The organism is Mesorhizobium sp. LNJC391B00 (assembly GCF_000502535.1).
GTDB lineage: Bacteria > Pseudomonadota > Alphaproteobacteria > Rhizobiales > Rhizobiaceae > Mesorhizobium.
In genome coordinates, this window is the sequence record NZ_AYWI01000021.1 from 25,104 (window position 1) to 42,118 (window position 17,015).

A 17,015-nucleotide genomic window follows, 5' to 3' on the forward strand; every position below is an offset into this window, starting at 1 on the left:
GCACGCCGCCGTTTTCCGCTCGTTCAGGCCGGCGCACGCTGGGCTGCCCCCGCAGCGTCGCTGCGGTAGCGACTGTTTGAGGTCTGGTAGTACTGCACGCGGATGGCCGCCATGGCTTCGATCAGCGGTCCCCACGGCGGGGGAAAACGTTCTTCCGCCATCACCCGGTGCAGCATGCGTGTGTGGCCGGCCAACTCGTCATTGAGGAACTCCACCACAGGCATGGCCGGATAGCGCTGCAGCAGCAGGATCGCCGCGTTGTCGGCCTCGCCGGCCGACCTATCCTTTTCGCGTCCATGCAGATCGTTCTGCAAGCGCCCTATCGCGGAGATGAGCCGCAGGACCTGGCGAAACGCCGGATGCGCGCGCAAGGTCGCCATGTCCAGCCCCCACAGCAACGACAGGCAACAGAACACGTTCGTGTAGGCGATCGAGTCCACGCCGTTCTGCAAGTACTCGGCGTAGGACCATCGCTCCGCCCCTGCCGCCTGCGCGTGTCCGGCGCGCAGCGCCGCGCAGTAGCACCGGGTATCCTCGAGAAGCTGGGCATAGTCGCGACGATCGTAGGCGAGCGCGGCGAGCGAAGCGCGCAGCACAGCACAGCCCTCGAATCCTGGTAGCGCGCACGGCAAGCCCTGCCCCAGCGCCTGCTCCACCGCGGCGAGCTGCTCCGGCGCGATCAGGTCAAGGTCGTTGCAATCGTCCAGCCAGAACAGCAGCGCCAGTTCGCGATAGAACGCCACGATCAGCGTTTCGTCCAGCGGATCGCGGCCGGTGCGGGCGCTGGTGTCGCGCAGGCTCGGCTGGATGCGCTGCAGGATGTACTGGCCGCCCCGGACTGCTTCCACGGCATGCTCGTCGGCGAACCCGGTCAGGGAACGCCCCCACTCTAGCACCTGCTGCAGCGCGCGATCGGTCGGGATCATGGCCCGGCTCCTGCTCCCTCGGCCGAGACGCGCCGCCCCCAACGAAGCGCCAGCCACAACCCGGCGAGTTCGGCCACGCGCACCACCCGGGTGGGGCAATACAGTTCCTTGCCGATCCACAGCGGCGTCTGGGGCAGTGCGTGCGCTGCGTGGCGGCCGAGCATCCACTTCAGCGCGCGCGCCACCGCCTGCGCGATGCGCCGTCGCCCTGCCGGCTCTTCGGTCCCGTCCATCACGTGCAACGCGAACAGCGCATAGGCGGTTTCCTCGAATGTGGACGCGCGACCGGCGCCCCAGCCGCCGTCGTCGCGCTGCGTCTGCAGCAGCGCTGCCAGCGCGCGCTCGTCGCGCCACTGGGGCTTGCCTTGCGCCAACGCAGCGACCGCATGCGCGGTGGGATACAGCCACGAAACGTGCCATTTTTCGTTGTCCCATAGACCGTGCGGGTTGCGATTGGCCTCGACGTAGGCGCTGGTGCCGGCGGCGGGTTTTCCCAACATTCGCAAAGCATGCAGGGCATGGATGTTGGTCGACACCGAGGCATTGCGCTCGCCGGGGAAGGTGACGAACAGCTCGCCGGTTCCGAACTGGCGCAACGCGTCGGCCGCCGGGTCGCGGCCTGCAAGGCGAAGGACGCACAACGCGACGGCGGTGTCGTCCGCATCGGCCGCGAAGTGCAAGGCAGGGCCCAGACCGCGGACTCCGAGGCGGGCGTCGAGCTGCGCGATGATCACTTGCACCGCCTCGGCGAGCGCGGGATGCGCGAACAGACCGGCCAGATGCAGGGTGTACAGCGACCAGCATGGCTCGAACACATTGATCGGCCAGACGTTGGGAACGACACCTTCGATGCCGGTGCGCGTCGCCCGCGATGCCGCCTGCAGATACCCGCCCGTGCGCCCGACGCGCGGCGTTCTTCTCTGTGTCACGGCGTGCGCACGCCACGCGGCGGTGGCCGCCGGACTGATGCCGATGCTGCCGTCGTCGTCCGGGCATGCGGTGGCCGGCGACGTCCCCCAGGCTTCCCAGGAGTGCAGCAACGGATGGCCGCTCGGCAACGTCGCCACAGCCCCCAGCTTGACCAGGCGTGCTTGCTGCAACGGCAACAGCGCCGGGTGGCGCGAAAACGACAAGCCGCCCAGCAAGGATGCGGCCTCGTCGCACAACTGCGGCAGGATCAGCTCCGCGCCGATGGGCGCGTCTTCCGGCACCGCATGCGCGTAGGGGTCGGACTGGCGCTCGATGAACCGGGTTGCAGCCTGGACTGCGTCGGCAGCCCCGGGAAGAGGATCGGCACGCTGCAATGCCAGCAGCGCCGCCCAGGTAGGCGCATGGCGAAACAGCGGGAAGTCCGTACTTCCCCATCCGCCATCGGCCTGTTGCTGCGCAATGAGCCACGCATATGCCTCGTGCCGACCGGTGACTTTGCCGTCGAACTGCAGAGCTCGCGCCGTGTCGTATACGGACGGACCGACGCTGCCGCCGTCGCTCATCTCGCTCAGCAGGTGGCGCAATTCGGAAAGAATCTGTTCGGACAGCGCGTTCACGCGGGATGTTCCTTCTGCAGAGGGCTAATGAGAACAGAAACGTGCAGACGCCGCGCACGTCGCCGCCGACACGGACACAGTGCAGCATGCAGCGCCCGCCGGCCGATCGCACCAGCACAGGGGCGAGTCCTTACGGATAATGGGCCGCTCATGCGTATGGCGCGGACAGATACAGGTCGGCCCGCTGCAGCATCTGCGCCAACCCTTCCGCACGCGGCCCCAGAGGGGCGATGGCCTCCCCGGCGTCGTGCAACAAGGACAGCGCGAACAGGCGCGCTGCCTGCAACCCCATGATCGACGCGCAGGTCGGCTTCTGCGCCGCCGCGTCCTTGCCGGGGGTCTTGCCAAGAGTCGCGGTATCCGCCGTCGCGTCGAGAATGTCGTCGGCCACCTGCAACGCCAGGCCATAACAGGCGGTGTAGCGATCGAGCGCACTGTACAGCGCAGCGTGCGCGGCATCCTCCGCGATGGAGTATAGCGCGCCCATGCGAACCGACGCGCGCACTAGCGCTCCGGTTTTCATCCGGTGCATCGCCAGGATCCTGTCCAGCCCGGCGTGCTTTCCGACCAGCGACAGATCCATGGCCTGCCCGCCTGCGGCACCCTCGGCGGACACCGCCTGCGCCAGTTCGCGCACGAGCGCAATACGATTGTCGCCCGGCGCATCCAGGCTCGCCAGCGTCAGGAAGGCGTGGGCCTGCAGCGCATCGCCGACCAGGATCGCAGTGGCTTCGCCGAACTTTACGTGCACGGTCGGAAGGCCGCGGCGAAGCACGTCGTCGTCCATCGCGGGCAGATCGTCGTGGACCAGGGTACAGGCGTGCATCATCTCGATGGCGGCACCGACGTCGTCGAGCATGTGCGCCGGCGTGCCCGCCAGTGCGCCGGCAGCCAGACAGAGCAAGGCGCGGGTGCGCTTCCCGCCATGCAAGGTGGCGTAGCGCATGGCCGCCATCAGCTCCGTCTTACCGTCGTCTTCGGCGCAGAGCAGACGCCCCAGAGCCTGTTCGACCCGCTTTGCGCCGTCCTGCATCCAGATCTCCGGGAGCAGCCCGCCGGAGGCGCCGCGCGCCTGCGCGCCCAATCCGCCGAATGCGGAAACGCCGATTCGGTCGCGTGGAGTGGAACCGGTCTGCATGTTGTTGATGTCCTTGTAGCTGAGACGGCCACGGCGAGCGCAAGTCGTCACACGAGTGCGAGCGCCGAGTGCAGCAATGCCGCGCCTCGCCGGCGCGGCTGCCTTCCACACGGGGCATGCGATGCCAGCTCATGAGAAGCCTATGCGGATTGCCATGGACGGATGTGCGGTCGGGTAATAGCGCCGGCCTTTTTCGGCGTCGCTCAGCAATTGCGGCCGCACCCCGGCCTTGTGCATGGTCAGCGCCAATGCGATGCAGAACTGCACCATTTCCAGCCATACGAGGTGGTAGCCGATACAGACGTGTGGGCCGGTACCGAACTGCAGCATGTCCACGGGCCGGATCGGCTCTGTGCGTAGCAGCCACCGCGCCAGGCGGAACTGATCAGGCGCCTCGTGCAGCAGCGCCGAGGTCGAGAAATGCAGCAGCGGGATGCATAGGTGGGTGCCCGCGGGAATGCGCCGTTGGCCGAGTTGCAATTCCTGCAGCGCGCGACGCGGCAGGAGCGTGGTCGCCGGATGCAGGCGCAGTGTCTCGCGGAACAGCGCCTCGGCGACCGGACACTGCGCCAGGTCCGCGTGCCGGGTCGGCACCGCGCCCACGCGTTGCGCCTCCTCGACCAGCGTGTCCCACAGCACAGGCTGCCGCGCCAGCTGGATCACGATCCAGGCCATCGTCGAGGCAGTGGTGTCGTGACCGGCAAGCAGCAGCAAGCGAATATTCGCGACCAGGACGTCATCGGAGAGCGGACCGTCGCTGCTGTCAAAAGCGCTCACCATGTCGTTGATGAACCCGGTGCGCGCGGCATGCGCGCGCGCATCGCGTACGAACCGGCGCAACTGCGCGTCGATCCAGTCGCGGGCGGAGCGGCCGCGCCGCAAAGGCAATCCGGGCAGGTCGACCGGTGGCGCGATGATCAACTGCAGCAATTGCCGGTACTTGCGATGCCATCCCGGCAGGTCCTGCGCGGGGATTCCCATGAGGCTGAAGATGAGCTTCAGCATCAGGTCGCCGGTCTCGCGCAGGATAGTTACCTCGCCGCGGGCGCGCCACGCCTGCACCCGCGCCTGGATGACGGGCGCGAACAGGTCGCCGATCCCGGCCTGGGTCAGTCCCTTGGGCAAGAACGCTGCCTTGATGGCATCGCGCGCCTGCCGGTGCGCGCCGCCGTCCAGGGCAACCAACGTTCCGCCAAGCAATTCGGGCGCGATCTCTTCGATCAGCGCCGAGGACACGTCCTTGTGCTTGAGCAGTGAGAAAGCGTCCGGATCCACACAGGTCATCAGATGTCCGGCAGGGCCGAAATCCAGCCAGAAGTGGCTGCCCAGCGTCCGTTCTGCGCGTTGCAGCAGGCGCGGCAGGTCGCAGACAATGGCGGGAAGATGCCCGACCAGGGGGAACGCGCCGGGCATGACCGGGATGTCGGATCGCAGCCGGTGCCGACGGTTGAGTGGGTTGAGCAGCATGTCCATCAGCAGCGCGCCGCCGTCGCCGATTCGGTGTCGCCGGCAGGGCGCGCGGCGCAGCTGTTGCCACCGTCCGCGTATGTTGGCACATGCGCCAGCATGCCGCCATCGATGCACACGACCTGGCCGGTGATGAACGCAGCATCGGCGGAGAGCAGGAACGCCACGAGCGCGGCCACGTCCTCGGGGCGGCCGACGCGCTGCAGGAGCTGGTGCCGGCGCAGATGCCGTTGCATGCACTCGTCCAGCTTGGCGAGGAGACGCTCGGTCATGATAAGACCCGGCGCAACCGCGTTGCAGCGAATCTGCGCATGACCGTACTGGGTGGCGAGCGAAGCCGAGAGCATGTTCATCGCCGCCTTCGACGCGCCATAGGACGTCTGCGCCGTGTCACCGCTGAGCCCTTGGCACGACGACATGTTGACGATCGCGCCACCGCCGCGGGCGATCATCCGTGGGATGGCCTGCCGGCAGCAGAGCAGCGTGCCGCGCAGATTGGTCGCCATGGTCTGATCCCAGACTGCCAGGTCCAGGTCGAGGATCGCGCAGTCGCGCGGGGTCAGATGCATGGCGCTCGCATTGTTAACCAGCAGGTCGACCCCCCCGAAGTGCCGCTCCGCCGTCTCGAACAGCGCTGCCACCGCCTGATCATCGGCGATATCCATGGCTATGGGCAGCGCGTGGCCTGCATCGGCCGCGATCTGCGCGGTGCAGGCGATGGCCGCCGAGCCATCAATGTCGGCCACCACCACTCTGCCGCCCCCGCGCGCGATGGCGAGAGCGCATGCCTTGCCGATGCCGGCGCCCGCGCCGGTGACCACGGCCACCTTGCCTTCAAACCGTCCCATCGTGCCTCCTGAATTGCATTGTTCTTCGGGGGCATGCCGCTCGGCCTGCGCCGGAGAAGGCGCAGGGTCGGCGCTGGCGCGCTCGTCATGGCCGGCGTCGCTTTCGATCACCCGAATGGCGGCGACCGGGCACTGGTTGGCCGCAAGCCGCACGGCGTCATGCAGCGCCTGCGGGACCGTCGCCACGCACACTTCGGCCACGCCGTCCGGTTCGCGCTGGCGAAAGGTGCCCGGCAGCGTCAGCACGCACTGTCCGGTAGTTCCGCACAGATCCTGATCGACCACGACGCGCATCTCAGCCCTCCTGCCCATGCAGCCGCACCGGCAGCGCGCGGAACGTCCTAAGGAACGCGGAGGGCTCCCGGGTCGGCTGCTCGGCCAATGCCAGCGTGGGGAAGCGCGCCTGGATCCGCGGCAGGCTTTCGGCCAACTGCACCCGGGCCAGTTGCGCACCAAGGCAGAAGTGGATGCCGTGGCCGAAGGTCAGCATGATCTTCCCGTCGATCGACATGCCAGGACTGGTGCCGCAGAACCGCACGGGATCGAAGCTATCGGGATCTGCGAAGGCGTCCGGGTCGCGATTGCCGGCCGCGATCAGCACGCGCACGTCCGCGTTCTTCGGGATCACGACGCCGCCCATTTCGATGTCGCGCTGGGCGATACGCGGAATGGAGCTGAACATGGCGGGCGCGTCGTAGCGCAGGGCTTCTTCGACGAATGCCTTCACCCCCACGGCATCTCCCTTCAGCCAGTGCCGCTGTTCGGGATACGCCAGCATCGCCAGGACAGCATGGCCGATGGCCGCAGCAGTGGTGGCGAAGCCGCCCAGCAGCATGCCCCAGAGCATGCTGATCAATTCCGCATCCGACAGCGTCTCGGCATCGTCGTCGTGTGCGCCGACCAGCATTGACACGATGTCGTGGCGGGAATCGGTGCGCTTGCGCTGTATGAGGTCGCCGAAGTAGGCCTGCACCCTGGCGCTGGCCTCGTCCCCCGCGGCGAGCTGCGGATCGCTGGCGAGCGGGCTCAGGCCTTCCAGAATGGCGCTGATGCCGGTGACGAGCGCGAGAATGTCGTCCGGGGGCATGCCGAACAGTTCGCCGAAAACCAGCATGGGCAAGGCCAGCGCGAATTCCTGATGCAGGTCCACTGCCTCCCCGCGCTCCAGTGCGGGCGCCATGCCATCCAGGCGCGCTGCGACAATGCGAGCGATGGTCGGCCTCAGCTTGTCGATCTGGCCGATGGTGAAATCGCGCGAGATCAGCCGGCGCAGACGCGTATGCGTTGGAGGTTCCTTCATCGCTAAAGTAGACGCCAACAAACTTAGCGACAGGCTGGTCGCCGCACGCGGGAAATAGCGCGCCAGTTCGCCTGGTGCCGGCCCCCGAAAAGCATCGCCAGTGGCTTTTAGCGCCCAGTAGATGTCGGCGTGGCGGCTCAACAGAAAGAGGCCCGACGCCGCGCGATGTACCGGATCGTGCTCGCGCAACCACCGCATGAATGGGTACGGGTCCTGAATGCACGCTGGCGACGCCAGTTCGGCGAAGGCGTCCCGGCATGCTGCCGTGGTTTCTTGCACGTCCATCTTGGTCACCTGTTGGCTGGCTTCTGATCGGCGCGCGGCAGGCGCGCCGGCAATTCGAGAACATCGGGATTCCTGGTGGCGTCCGCGCATCACCAGAGCACCGGGAACTCCTCGAACCCGCCAGTGATGATCTCCTTGCGCAACTTCAGTTCTTCGGGCGGCACGGCCAGGCGCAGCGCGGGAAAGCGCTGGAAGATCGAACCGAACACCGCCTTGAGTTCCAGCCTGGCCAGCGCCAAGCCGACGCAGTTGTGGGGCCCGTAGGAGAACGCCAGGTGCGGGTTTTCGTCACGTCCGATGTCAAAGATTTCCGGGTCGTCGAAATGGCGCGGATCGAACGACGTCGCCGGCAGGCCGACCAGCACCTTGCTCTCCGCGGGAACATGCATGCCCGCGATGATCACGTCGGTCCTCGGATAGCGCATGATGCCGTCCCAGCCGGCGCCCGGCGGGTACATGCGCAGGATTTCCTCCACCGCCTTGTCCACCAGGGATGGATCGCCGACCAGGCGTTCGCGCTGTTGTGGATGGCGGAACATGGCCAGCAGGCCGAATTCGATCTGCGCGACGGTGCTCTCGTGACCCGCCACGAGCATGCCCGCGGCCAGGCCGATCGCCTCTTCCTCGGTCGCCTTGCCCTGGTCGACCGCCGCGAGCAGGTCCGTCAGCAGGTTGTCGCCCGGATCCTGGCGCTTGTCCCGCATCTTGCCGCGAATGTAGCCGCGGAGTTCTTCCCAGGCCAAGCGCGACGCGCTTCGCGGGCCGCTTTCATGCTGGTGCGTCATCACCTCGTCGGACAGCCCGGCGAAAAAGGCGTGATCCTCGTAGAGCACGCCCATCAGCGCGCTGATGACCATGGCCGGAAGCGGAAAGGAGAGGTGGCGCCGCAGATCGGCGGGCTGGGGCTGGGCCGCCAGCGTCTCGAACAACTGCGCGGCGATCGCCTCCACTTGCTGCGTGAGCTGCTTCACCCTGCCATTGCTGAAGGCCGGGGCCACGATCGTACGTAACCGCGTATGCTCGCCCCCCTTGTGCGAGACCAGCCATCCTGGCGAACCGAGAATCACCGAATCCGGGGTGAATGCCGCCGGCGGCATTCCGGCGGGCCGGAACGCCGCGTCGGTCAACACCGCCTTGGCCTCGTCATAGCCTGTGATCCACCAGCCTTCGTGCCCGGACGGGAAGCGCACGCGGTGGATCGGACCGTTGGCCCGTAGCGCCAACATCTCGGGCGAGGGCTCAATGTGATCGACCCGCCACATCGGCAGCGTCGGCAAAGGTTGTTCGGACATGCTGGCACTTCACTCTATAGCGATGGAAGGGCGGAAGGTGACCGGCGGGTGCTGCGGCAGCGAAGACCTAAGACGGCATGTAGAGGACGTCGTCCGAAGGCAGACCGATTATCAACATCGGCCAACGTGTAACTGTCTAGGCACACCGCGCGGCGAGTTGCAGAACTTTATCCTGCACCATCGATTTCAGGATAAGGTCGGTGTGGTGGGCCTTTGAGCCGCCGCCAGCCAAGATTTCCTGCGCAAGGGTCGACAAGAGCGGCGAGCTGTTGGGTAAGGGTGGTTTCGCCGAGGACCCCATGCCCATAGACGCTATCCGACGCGGATTTGACATTTTGCTTTTCTTTCTTCGTCCCATTCGTGCCATCCACGAAATGAAAGTCGGTCGGCGGCTCCCGGCCCGCAACGAAGAGGCTTCAAACCTCGTGCCAATTTGGCCGACCGAAGAAAAAAATCTGTGATGCTTTTAAGGGCTTAGCCTGAGGCCAGAGAAGAGCTAGGCGAAATAGGCCGGTGTCGCCGGCCAACAAAGGCGACGGAACAGTGTCGGACAGAACGCCTCGGCGACCTTTAGGTCGGGCTTGCGACATTCTGGTCCAGTTTCGAACATAAGAGGGCGGCAAACAGACACGATTGTGGAATTCGATCCTCACGGAATCACGGCGCTTGCCGAAGAACGCGCGCTCATGGTTGCTGCGACAGGCGCGTGTTCGCGATAGCCGTGCCCCCGCACGCAAGAACACGCTAGTGGCACACGCTACACAATCGCTGCAGTGCCCGCCGGTGTGAGGTAGTGCATCGGCTCGGCTTCCGGTTCGTCTTTGCCCAGCCGGGGCGCCGAATACCCGCACCATACAGCACCGTTGTTGCGTGTGGTGACGAGGCGGTTATAGCGCGCGCCCGATCTTCCAAGACACGGCCTCCGAGAAGAAAGGGGCGGTCCAACGGCACCTCTATTCCAAATGGCACGCCGCTTGCTGCTCCTGGTTAGAGCACCATCAAATCACGATGAAAGCGACTTGTGCCATGCCCGATACGCGAAGCTCCAGACCGTGGCCTGAGGAGACGGTGCCCCTTCCAGCTGAACATCGGGGCATCGTCTCCTCCGGAAGTCCGTTCTGGGTGGCCGCTTTGCGCATGGCTGGTCCGATGCCGGCGCGCCAACGCGGGCCGCGCGCGCAAATGCGGTTTGCCGGTTCTGTTCAGCATGTGAGTGCCGAAAAGCCTTGTCAAAGGGTCGTCACCCAAACCAAGGCCGGCGGGTCACTGCCACATATCGACAACATGCTGAACCAGTCCAGTGACGCGGAATCCAGTGACGCGGGTCTGTTGCGTGAAGTGACATTTCAGGCCCCCACATGCTTTGCGATATTGGCTCCTTCCGGCCGCTATCCCTTTTCCAAACGCACTATCGCTAGTGACCGATCCCGCTTCCGGCGCCATAGCCGTGGAAAGCAACCGGCTCGACGGTGTCCAGCTCGCTCAGATCGATTGCGTTCGGGTGGCCAAGACCAACCGCCAAGACGTTCCCATACGTCGGGAGGGAAAAAGGAGGTTGCGAGCCGCGAGGCCCTCATTCCGTGCCGGGGATACGAGCCTTTGCCCGGTATTGCGCCAGCCTCTGCCAGAATTCAGCGCAGTCTTCTTCAGGAGCAACTTGATGACAGTTCGAAAGAAAGTTCCCTTCGTCACCTTTCTCACGCGTGTTCACGATAAGTCAGTCCAGGGGCCGAATCCATATCGCTGGCAAGAAAAAACATCTGACGACTACTTTGCCGGCAAGCGGGTCATCCTGTTCTCGCTGCCTGGCGCCTTCACCCCGACCTGCTCGACCTACCAATTGCCCAAGTTCGAAGAGCTCTATGATGAGTTTGCGAAGCAGGGAATTGACGCGATTTACTGCCTCTCAGTCAACGATGCCTTTGTCATGAATGCGTGGGGGAAGTCCTTGGGCCTGAAGCAGGTCCAGCTCATCCCCGATGGCTCAGGCGAGTTCACACGCAAGATGGGCATGCTGGTTGCCAAGGACAATCTCGGATTCGGGATGCGCTCATGGCGCTACGCCGCCCTGATCAACAATGGCGTGGTGGAGCACTGGTTCGAGGAGGAAGGTTTCTCCGACAACTGCGAGGCCGACCCGTATGGCGTCTCATCCCCGCAAAACGTTCTCGAAACGCTGAGAGCCGCCGCATGACCTAGAAAACGTCTCACTGGCGCCATTGCAGGCCCCAAGAGGCTCCTCGACAGGATTATCGCACTCACCATGCAATCTTCAGCAAGCCTGTTTCAGCGCCAGAAGCAATCCATCGTCGCATCGCCTCAACTCATTGAGTCGATTCGCTTGCTGCAACTGGCGCATACCGAACTGCATCAGTTCGTGGAGGCGGAAATCGAGAAGAACCCGCTCTTGGAATCTGCGTCAAACGATGGCGGGCCTTTTGACGATGCTTCGATTTCGGGAGCGGATCAGCCTGTCGGCTTTGGGGCAAAACCCGTTGAAGGTCCGACCGGGGCAGGGTCGCCTGAACGGCTCGGGCAATGGAAATCACTTCGCAACACGACCAACAACCCGCGGGGCAATGGCCCTTCCCTCGACGAGTTTGCCACCCTCGCCGAAACATTGCACGACCATGTCGCTCGTCAGATCGCCCTCACTGCGTTCACACCACAGGAGCGGCTGATCGCTGGCCAGCTTGCCGCCGATCTGGAAGACACTGGCTATCTTCGGGCAAACCTTTTGGAGCTGGCCGAGAGCCTAAATGTCCATGAGGCTGTTGTGGAACGGGTTCTCGGAACCTTGCAGCAATTTGATCCACCGGGAGTTTTTGCGCGAAGTCTCAGAGAATGCCTCGAGATTCAGTTGCGCCAGCGAAACCGGCTCGACCCGGCAATGGCAGCTTTGGTTGCCCATCTTGAAATGCTTGCGCGACGCGATTTTGAGGCGCTGAAGCAGCATTGCGGCGTCGATGAAGAAGACCTTCTCGACATGATGCATGAGGTTCGTGCGCTCGATCCAAAGCCTGGGAACAGATTCGAATCCGGTGCGTCTGAATCAATCATACCCGACGTCTGGGTCACGCCCTCGCCGCAAGGCGGGTGGCAGATCGAACTTGATCCCGCCACGCTGCCGAAGCTGCTGATCAACCAAACCTACTATGCCGAAGTCACGCGTCAGACTGCCCAAAATTCGAAAGATCAAGCATTTCTCGACGAATGCTTGCAAAACGCGAACTGGCTAATCCGCAGCCTCGATCAGCGCGCCAAGACGATTGTTAAGGTTGCGGCTGAAATCGTGCGTCAGCAGGATGCCTTTTTGGAACATGGCGTCGCCCACCTGCGGCCTCTCAATCTTAGAACCGTCGCTGACGCGATCGGCGTGCACGAGTCGACGGTAAGCCGGGTGACCTCGAACAAGTACATGCTTACCCCGCGCGGAGTTTTTGAACTGAAGTATTTTTTCACCGTCGCGATCGCGTCCTGCCAAGGCGGCGATGCGCACTCCGCCGAAGCTGTCCGGCATCGGATCAAAGCGATCATTGCCGCAGAATCTCCCGGCGACGTGCTTTCCGACGAGGACATCGCTGTCCGGCTGAAGGAAACCGGCATTGATGTTGCGCGCCGCACCGTCACAAAGTATCGCGAAGCAATGAACATCCCCTCCTCCGTACAACGCCGCCGGGAAATGCGCTTGTGTTTTTAGATTTGGGTCAAGGCAGCCAACATCACGTTGCATTGCATCAAAGTGGAGACTTCGTTCATGACCCGATCCGCAGCAGGCGTTATGAACGCTGTTCTGCACGACCCAGAAAAGCCAGTCCCACCGTCTGGTCCCGCATGGGGTGCCGTCATTTCGCTTTCCTTGGGCACCTTCGGGCTGGTCACGGCAGAGTTTCTGCCTGTCAGCCTGCTCACGCCCCTCGCGCATGATCTCGGTATCAGCGAGGGNGGGAGCGGCTGGACAGGCGATGACGGCGACAGCTATCGTCGGGGCGATCTCGGCGCCGACGGTGGCCATCATCACAAAGCGCCTGGACCGCAGGACCGTGATGTGGACCATGACGCTGCTGCTGATCCTGTCGGACGTTCTGGCGGCCGGCGCGTGGTCGCTGGCGGTTCTCCTGACTGCACGCGTCGTGCTCGGCATAGCGCTCGGAGGCTTCTGGTCGATGTCGGCAGCACTGGCGATGCGGCTCGTTCCAAGCCACCTCCTGCCGCGCGCTATGTCGATCATCCTCACCGGCGTTTCCGTAGCTACCGTCTGCGCAGCTCCAATCGGCGCTTATGTCGGCGACATCTGGGGATGGCGAAGCGCCTTCACGCTCGCCGCAGCCGGTGGCGTCGCTACACTGCTCGTGCAGCTCATAACCATTCCGAGACTGCCTCCGATTGGAGTGACTAGCGTCCGCAGCCTGCTGGATGTGGCAAAGATTCCGATGGTCAAGGTTGCGCTTTTTGTCATCCTGCTGGTCGCTTCCGGCCACTTCGCCGGAATCACCTATATCCGCGCCTTCCTCGAAAAGATTCCCGCGCTTGACGTCGAGACGATCTCGCTTGTGTTGCTTGCTTTTGGCATCGGCGGATTCTTCGGCAATTTGGCCGGCGGGCTTCTGGCCGAGTACAGTCTCAAGGCAGTCGCGGCACTTGCACCGCTGCTCATAGGGATAGCGGCTGTTTCGCTACTGACGGCGGGAGCATCGGCCTTCGCCTCGGGGATTGCGGTTGGCGCGTGGGGCTTTGCCTTCGGCGCGGTGCCAGTGGGATTGCAGACGTGGATGGTGCGGCGGGCCGTTCCCGAGCAGGCCGAAAGCGCCGGTGTGCTGATGGTCGTAGCATTCCAAGTGGCAATCGCAGCCGGCGCGATTTTCGGCGGGCTGTTGGTGGAGAATGCGGGGATCGCCAGCGCCATTGCCTACAGTGCTGTTGCCACGTTCATCGCTGCCCTAATAGTGTTCCTGCTCGGCCCGAAGCGCTAAACCTGGACCGCCTGACAGGAGAGATCTCAGCAGCGCAGCGGGACGAGAGATGCGATGCACGGCGCGGCGCGATCCTCCGCTTGCATGGACCAGCGGAAGCGCCTCGCCGGCTTCACCTCCGGGCCATGGCGACCTTCCCCGCCAGACACGTGGACCTCGCCGGCACCGGTTTCCATTTGGCGACGGTGAGCGCTGCCGGCGCGATGGAACGCTTGCTGGCGGTCATATCCGCATCCTGGGCAAGCGACAGCTACGCGCCGGCCATGCCCGTCAGAACGCCGGTGACGATGCCGCTCGGTAGCGCAGACAGGCAGCGAATTGCCAGTCGTATCAACGGCGGCCGGATTACCGTCGACCGCGCGTACCTTGTTTCGGCCGCAGACTAACCTAGACTCCGAACGTGTCGCTGGATTGCGCGATTGTTGCGCCAGTGCAGGCGGGCATTGGCGACGGTGTCGAGCCAGTCCTGCAACTGGTCGTTCAGGCCGTTGAGATTGCGGAACGAGCGGGCCAGGAAGAAGTCCTCGTGGACGTAGCGAAACGGTCGCTCGACCTGGCCCTTGGTTTTTAGGCGATACGCGCAGCAGAATCTGCAGGTCCTGGTGCATGCATGACGATAGGCGGCGAAGATGTAGCGCGCGTGGCCAAGCGGCGACGAATCGCTTCACGGCGGTGTAGCCGCCTTCATAACCGCGTTCGCGAATCTGCGCTTCAGGCGAACGATGGGCGCTTTCACGCAGATAGTCGACAAAGGGCGCAATCTTGTTGTCGGAGCGGAGGGCCTGCTCCGTCGTTAGCGTCCGAGCCGTTCTTGATAAAACGCCGGGCAACCGACACCTACTGACGTGTTTGTCGAATCCGCGACACATTGTTTTCGGCCTGACAGTCTGCTGCACTCCGGGTCAAGTCACTGAACAAAACTCAGAAAAACTATTTCTCAGGCTCCCTCGGCGCAATTGGCATGAATTTTGAGACGTTCTCATCATATTGGGAGGCCATGCAACAAATTGTAAAACAGCTCATTTAAGGAATGTTTTGCAACAGAAGGTCGGCGGAAATGGAAATTACTTCACGGGCGATCGAGTTACTCCAAACAAACGTGGGGACTAAGTAAGACGTTAGGTGTCGATATATGTTAAAGCGGGCAATAATACTCCTTGAAGGCGCAAGCAATAGCCTTTTATACATTAAAGCCGCCAGGAGCCTTGATATTTATCCCATTACCATGTCTGCTGACCCGGAGTTATTTGATTACCTCGCGGCATTGGGAATTGAGGCGGTCCGTGTCGATAACAACGACTTCGATTCGCTGATCCGAGAATGTATCCGGCTACGATCGACCTATGAAATAGCTGGTATTACCAGCGCCCAGGAGTCGGCCTATGCGATGGTTGGCCAGCTCTGCCGGTACTTCGATCTGCCGGGACCGAACGCCATGGCGGTTGAACGGTGTTGCGACAAATTCGTTCAACGTCAGCTGCTCGCTGAGGCTGGCCTTCGAGTACCTGCATATCGTTTGGCAGTGAATGCGACGGAGGTTGAACGCTCTGCCACCGAAATCGGCCTACCGGTAATTCTCAAGCCAGCCACCGGCATCGGCAGCAGTGGTGTCCGATTGTGCCGCACTCTCGATGAGATGGCCGAACATATGATCTATCTGTTGAGTGCGAAGCACAAATGGCGGTCCTCACCAAGGATACTTGTCGAAGAGTTCGCACAAGGCCCCCAGTATAACCTAGAAATAATGGGAGATCAGGTTATAGCCATTGGCGCTGCGAACTACGGTCCACCTAATTTCTTCTGTCGTGGACACATCTATCCGGCCCCGCTGTCTGAGGAAGAGTGCAAACGTATCGCAGATCTTTCGCTGAGTTGTTTGCGAGCTCTCGGGCTCGGTTGGGGGCCGACGAACATTGAACTTAGGTGGACGAACCACGGTCCAACCGTCATTGAAGTCAATCCACGTCTTGCGGGTTCGCCCGTTCCTAACATGGTCCAACTGGCTTACGGTGTCGATCTCATCACCAACCACATCAGGCTCGTTGTTGGTGAGGAATTGGATTTGCGCGAAAGGCAGTCACACGCTGCGGCCTCGCGGTACCTACTTCCCGAGTGCGATGGCACTCTCGATTGGATCGATGGCGGGAGACGGGCGGCTGCCCTATCGGGTGTTGCCGAGGTAAAATTTTACGTTGAACCCAAGGCGCCGATAATCATGAACAGCGATTCCGGAGACCGCATCGCACATGTTGTCGCTACTTCGCCCAGCCGTGCTCGGACAGAGGCGATACTGCAGGACGCCGTCGACTTAATCGATTGGTCGATAACTCCATTTCCGACCCTATCTGGAGCGGATTAGGCTTGAACCATTCGGGCTGTGCAGTTGTAGGCCGAGATGAAGGGCCGACGATCCGCCGAGACAAGCTGGCGATGCCCTCCGCCTGCAACAAAAATCCGAATCGCGACGCAGCACTGGCGCAGCTCTTGCAGGCAACTGATGGAGTTCGATCCACATTGCCTCTCTTGGCCGTTTCGAAAGTCCATGGTCACCGTTGATGCGGGTAGGCGCTTGCCTGTGACATCATAATAGCGTTCAGATTGGAAATACTTATGATCACGTATCAGACCGAACGTTTAATTCTCACCTCCATGCGACCCGAACACACGGCGGAATTGTTCCAGTTGCATGCCGATCCCGTGGTTCAGAAGATAATCTATGATAATACTCCGCAAACGATTGAGGATGTGCGCGAGTGGGTCGAAAGGTCTTTGACCCAGTGGCGCAAGAACGGCTTCGGCACCTGGATCGTATACCAAAAATGCAGTGACAGTCCGGTTTTCATCGGTCGCTGTGGCCTGCGCGACCACGCTGACACAAATAATATCGAACTCTCTATTTCATTGGTCGAACGCGGAGTTGGACGAGGTTTGGGGCTGGAGGCCGCACGATTCGCCATCACGCACGCTTTGCGAAGTTCGACCAAGGAAAAGGTAGTCGGTCTCATTAGGCATTGTAATTTGCGGTCGCAGCGAGCAGCCACAAAGCTTGGGCTGCGGTATATTGACGACCGCTGGCATGACGGCAGATTCTACCAATATTACGAAATGACCCGCGAGGAGTATTTTTCCCAGCCGCGGCACCGGGTCCCACGGTAAGTGGATACACTGAGGGGTAACGTGTGCTGCGATTTGGCATGGGATTGAGGACATCGGTTCCGGAGAGGGGCGTCAATCGGGGA

Annotated in this window: 13 protein-coding genes and 3 pseudogenes; 7 read left to right on the forward strand and 9 right to left on the reverse strand. The window is 62.7% G+C overall.

The window, feature by feature from the left end; all coding sequences use genetic code 11:
• Positions 1 to 23: 23 nt before the first annotated feature.
• The 8 genes and pseudogenes from X750_RS135630 to X750_RS135610 all read right to left on the reverse strand — a co-directional run bounded on the left by X750_RS135630 (position 24) and on the right by X750_RS135610 (position 8,803).
• The gene (locus tag X750_RS135630; protein WP_023748870.1) at positions 24 to 926 is read right to left on the reverse strand and encodes a hypothetical protein; all 903 of its coding nucleotides are present in this window, start codon (positions 924 to 926) and stop codon (positions 24 to 26) included.
• Positions 923 to 2,473, reverse strand: a complete 1,551-nt coding sequence (locus tag X750_RS135625; RefSeq protein WP_023748871.1) for a hypothetical protein — start codon at positions 2,471 to 2,473, stop codon at positions 923 to 925. The genes X750_RS135630 and X750_RS135625 overlap by 4 nt, the downstream gene beginning before the upstream one ends.
• 148 nt (positions 2,474 to 2,621) lie before the next feature.
• Complete coding sequence (locus X750_RS135620; RefSeq protein WP_031243729.1) at positions 2,622 to 3,611, reverse strand: polyprenyl synthetase family protein; 990 nt, start codon at positions 3,609 to 3,611, stop codon at positions 2,622 to 2,624.
• Positions 3,612 to 3,740: 129 nt separating this feature from the next.
• Positions 3,741 to 5,084, reverse strand: coding sequence for a cytochrome P450 (locus tag X750_RS135615; RefSeq protein ID WP_023748873.1), 1,344 nt, complete (start codon positions 5,082 to 5,084; stop codon positions 3,741 to 3,743).
• Positions 5,084 to 5,926, reverse strand: a complete 843-nt coding sequence (locus tag X750_RS0133965; protein WP_031204274.1) for an SDR family oxidoreductase — start codon at positions 5,924 to 5,926, stop codon at positions 5,084 to 5,086. Before X750_RS0133965 ends, X750_RS135615 begins: the two co-directional genes overlap by 1 nt.
• Before the next feature lie 6 nt (positions 5,927 to 5,932).
• Positions 5,933 to 6,220 (reverse strand): annotated as a pseudogene (locus X750_RS1000000167645) (ferredoxin); the annotation flags it as partial.
• Between the two features lies 1 nt (position 6,221).
• Positions 6,222 to 7,511: a cytochrome P450 gene (locus X750_RS0133970; protein WP_031243732.1), complete on the reverse strand. Its 1,290-nt coding sequence runs from the start codon at positions 7,509 to 7,511 to the stop codon at positions 6,222 to 6,224.
• A gap of 89 nt (positions 7,512 to 7,600) precedes the next feature.
• Positions 7,601 to 8,803: a cytochrome P450 gene (locus X750_RS135610; protein WP_023748876.1), complete on the reverse strand. Its 1,203-nt coding sequence runs from the start codon at positions 8,801 to 8,803 to the stop codon at positions 7,601 to 7,603.
• A 200-nt stretch (positions 8,804 to 9,003) separates the two neighbouring features.
• On the opposite strand from X750_RS135610, the gene X750_RS135605 reads away from it, so the two are divergent.
• The 5 genes and pseudogenes from X750_RS135605 to X750_RS1000000167650 all read left to right on the forward strand — a co-directional run bounded on the left by X750_RS135605 (position 9,004) and on the right by X750_RS1000000167650 (position 14,162).
• The gene (locus X750_RS135605; RefSeq protein ID WP_023748877.1) at positions 9,004 to 9,264 is read left to right on the forward strand and encodes a hypothetical protein; all 261 of its coding nucleotides are present in this window, start codon (positions 9,004 to 9,006) and stop codon (positions 9,262 to 9,264) included.
• Between the two features lie 1,199 nt (positions 9,265 to 10,463).
• Positions 10,464 to 10,997: a peroxiredoxin gene (locus X750_RS0133975; RefSeq protein WP_031243734.1), complete on the forward strand. Its 534-nt coding sequence runs from the start codon at positions 10,464 to 10,466 to the stop codon at positions 10,995 to 10,997.
• A 69-nt stretch (positions 10,998 to 11,066) separates the two neighbouring features.
• A complete protein-coding gene (gene rpoN, locus X750_RS0133980) occupies positions 11,067 to 12,503 on the forward strand; it encodes an RNA polymerase factor sigma-54 (protein WP_031243736.1) in 1,437 nt (478 codons plus the stop codon).
• 57 nt (positions 12,504 to 12,560) lie between these two features.
• Positions 12,561 to 13,776 (forward strand): annotated as a pseudogene (locus X750_RS01330) (MFS transporter).
• A 125-nt stretch (positions 13,777 to 13,901) separates the two neighbouring features.
• On the forward strand, positions 13,902 to 14,162 hold the full coding sequence (locus X750_RS1000000167650) for a hypothetical protein (protein ID WP_023748880.1): 261 nt from the start codon (positions 13,902 to 13,904) through the stop codon (positions 14,160 to 14,162).
• A gap of 44 nt (positions 14,163 to 14,206) precedes the next feature.
• On the opposite strand, the pseudogene X750_RS1000000166155 reads toward X750_RS1000000167650, so the two are convergent.
• Positions 14,207 to 14,353 (reverse strand): annotated as a pseudogene (locus X750_RS1000000166155) (IS21 family transposase); the annotation flags it as partial.
• Between the two features lie 555 nt (positions 14,354 to 14,908).
• Here X750_RS1000000166155 and X750_RS135595 point away from each other — a divergent pair.
• Positions 14,909 to 16,135 (forward strand): acetyl-CoA carboxylase biotin carboxylase subunit family protein, encoded by a 1,227-nt coding sequence (locus X750_RS135595; protein WP_031243738.1) that lies wholly within the window; start codon positions 14,909 to 14,911, stop codon positions 16,133 to 16,135.
• Positions 16,136 to 16,386: 251 nt separating this feature from the next.
• Entirely contained in the window at positions 16,387 to 16,932 is a 546-nt protein-coding gene (locus tag X750_RS135590; RefSeq protein WP_023748883.1) for a GNAT family N-acetyltransferase, read from the forward strand.
• Positions 16,933 to 17,015: the final 83 nt, after the last annotated feature.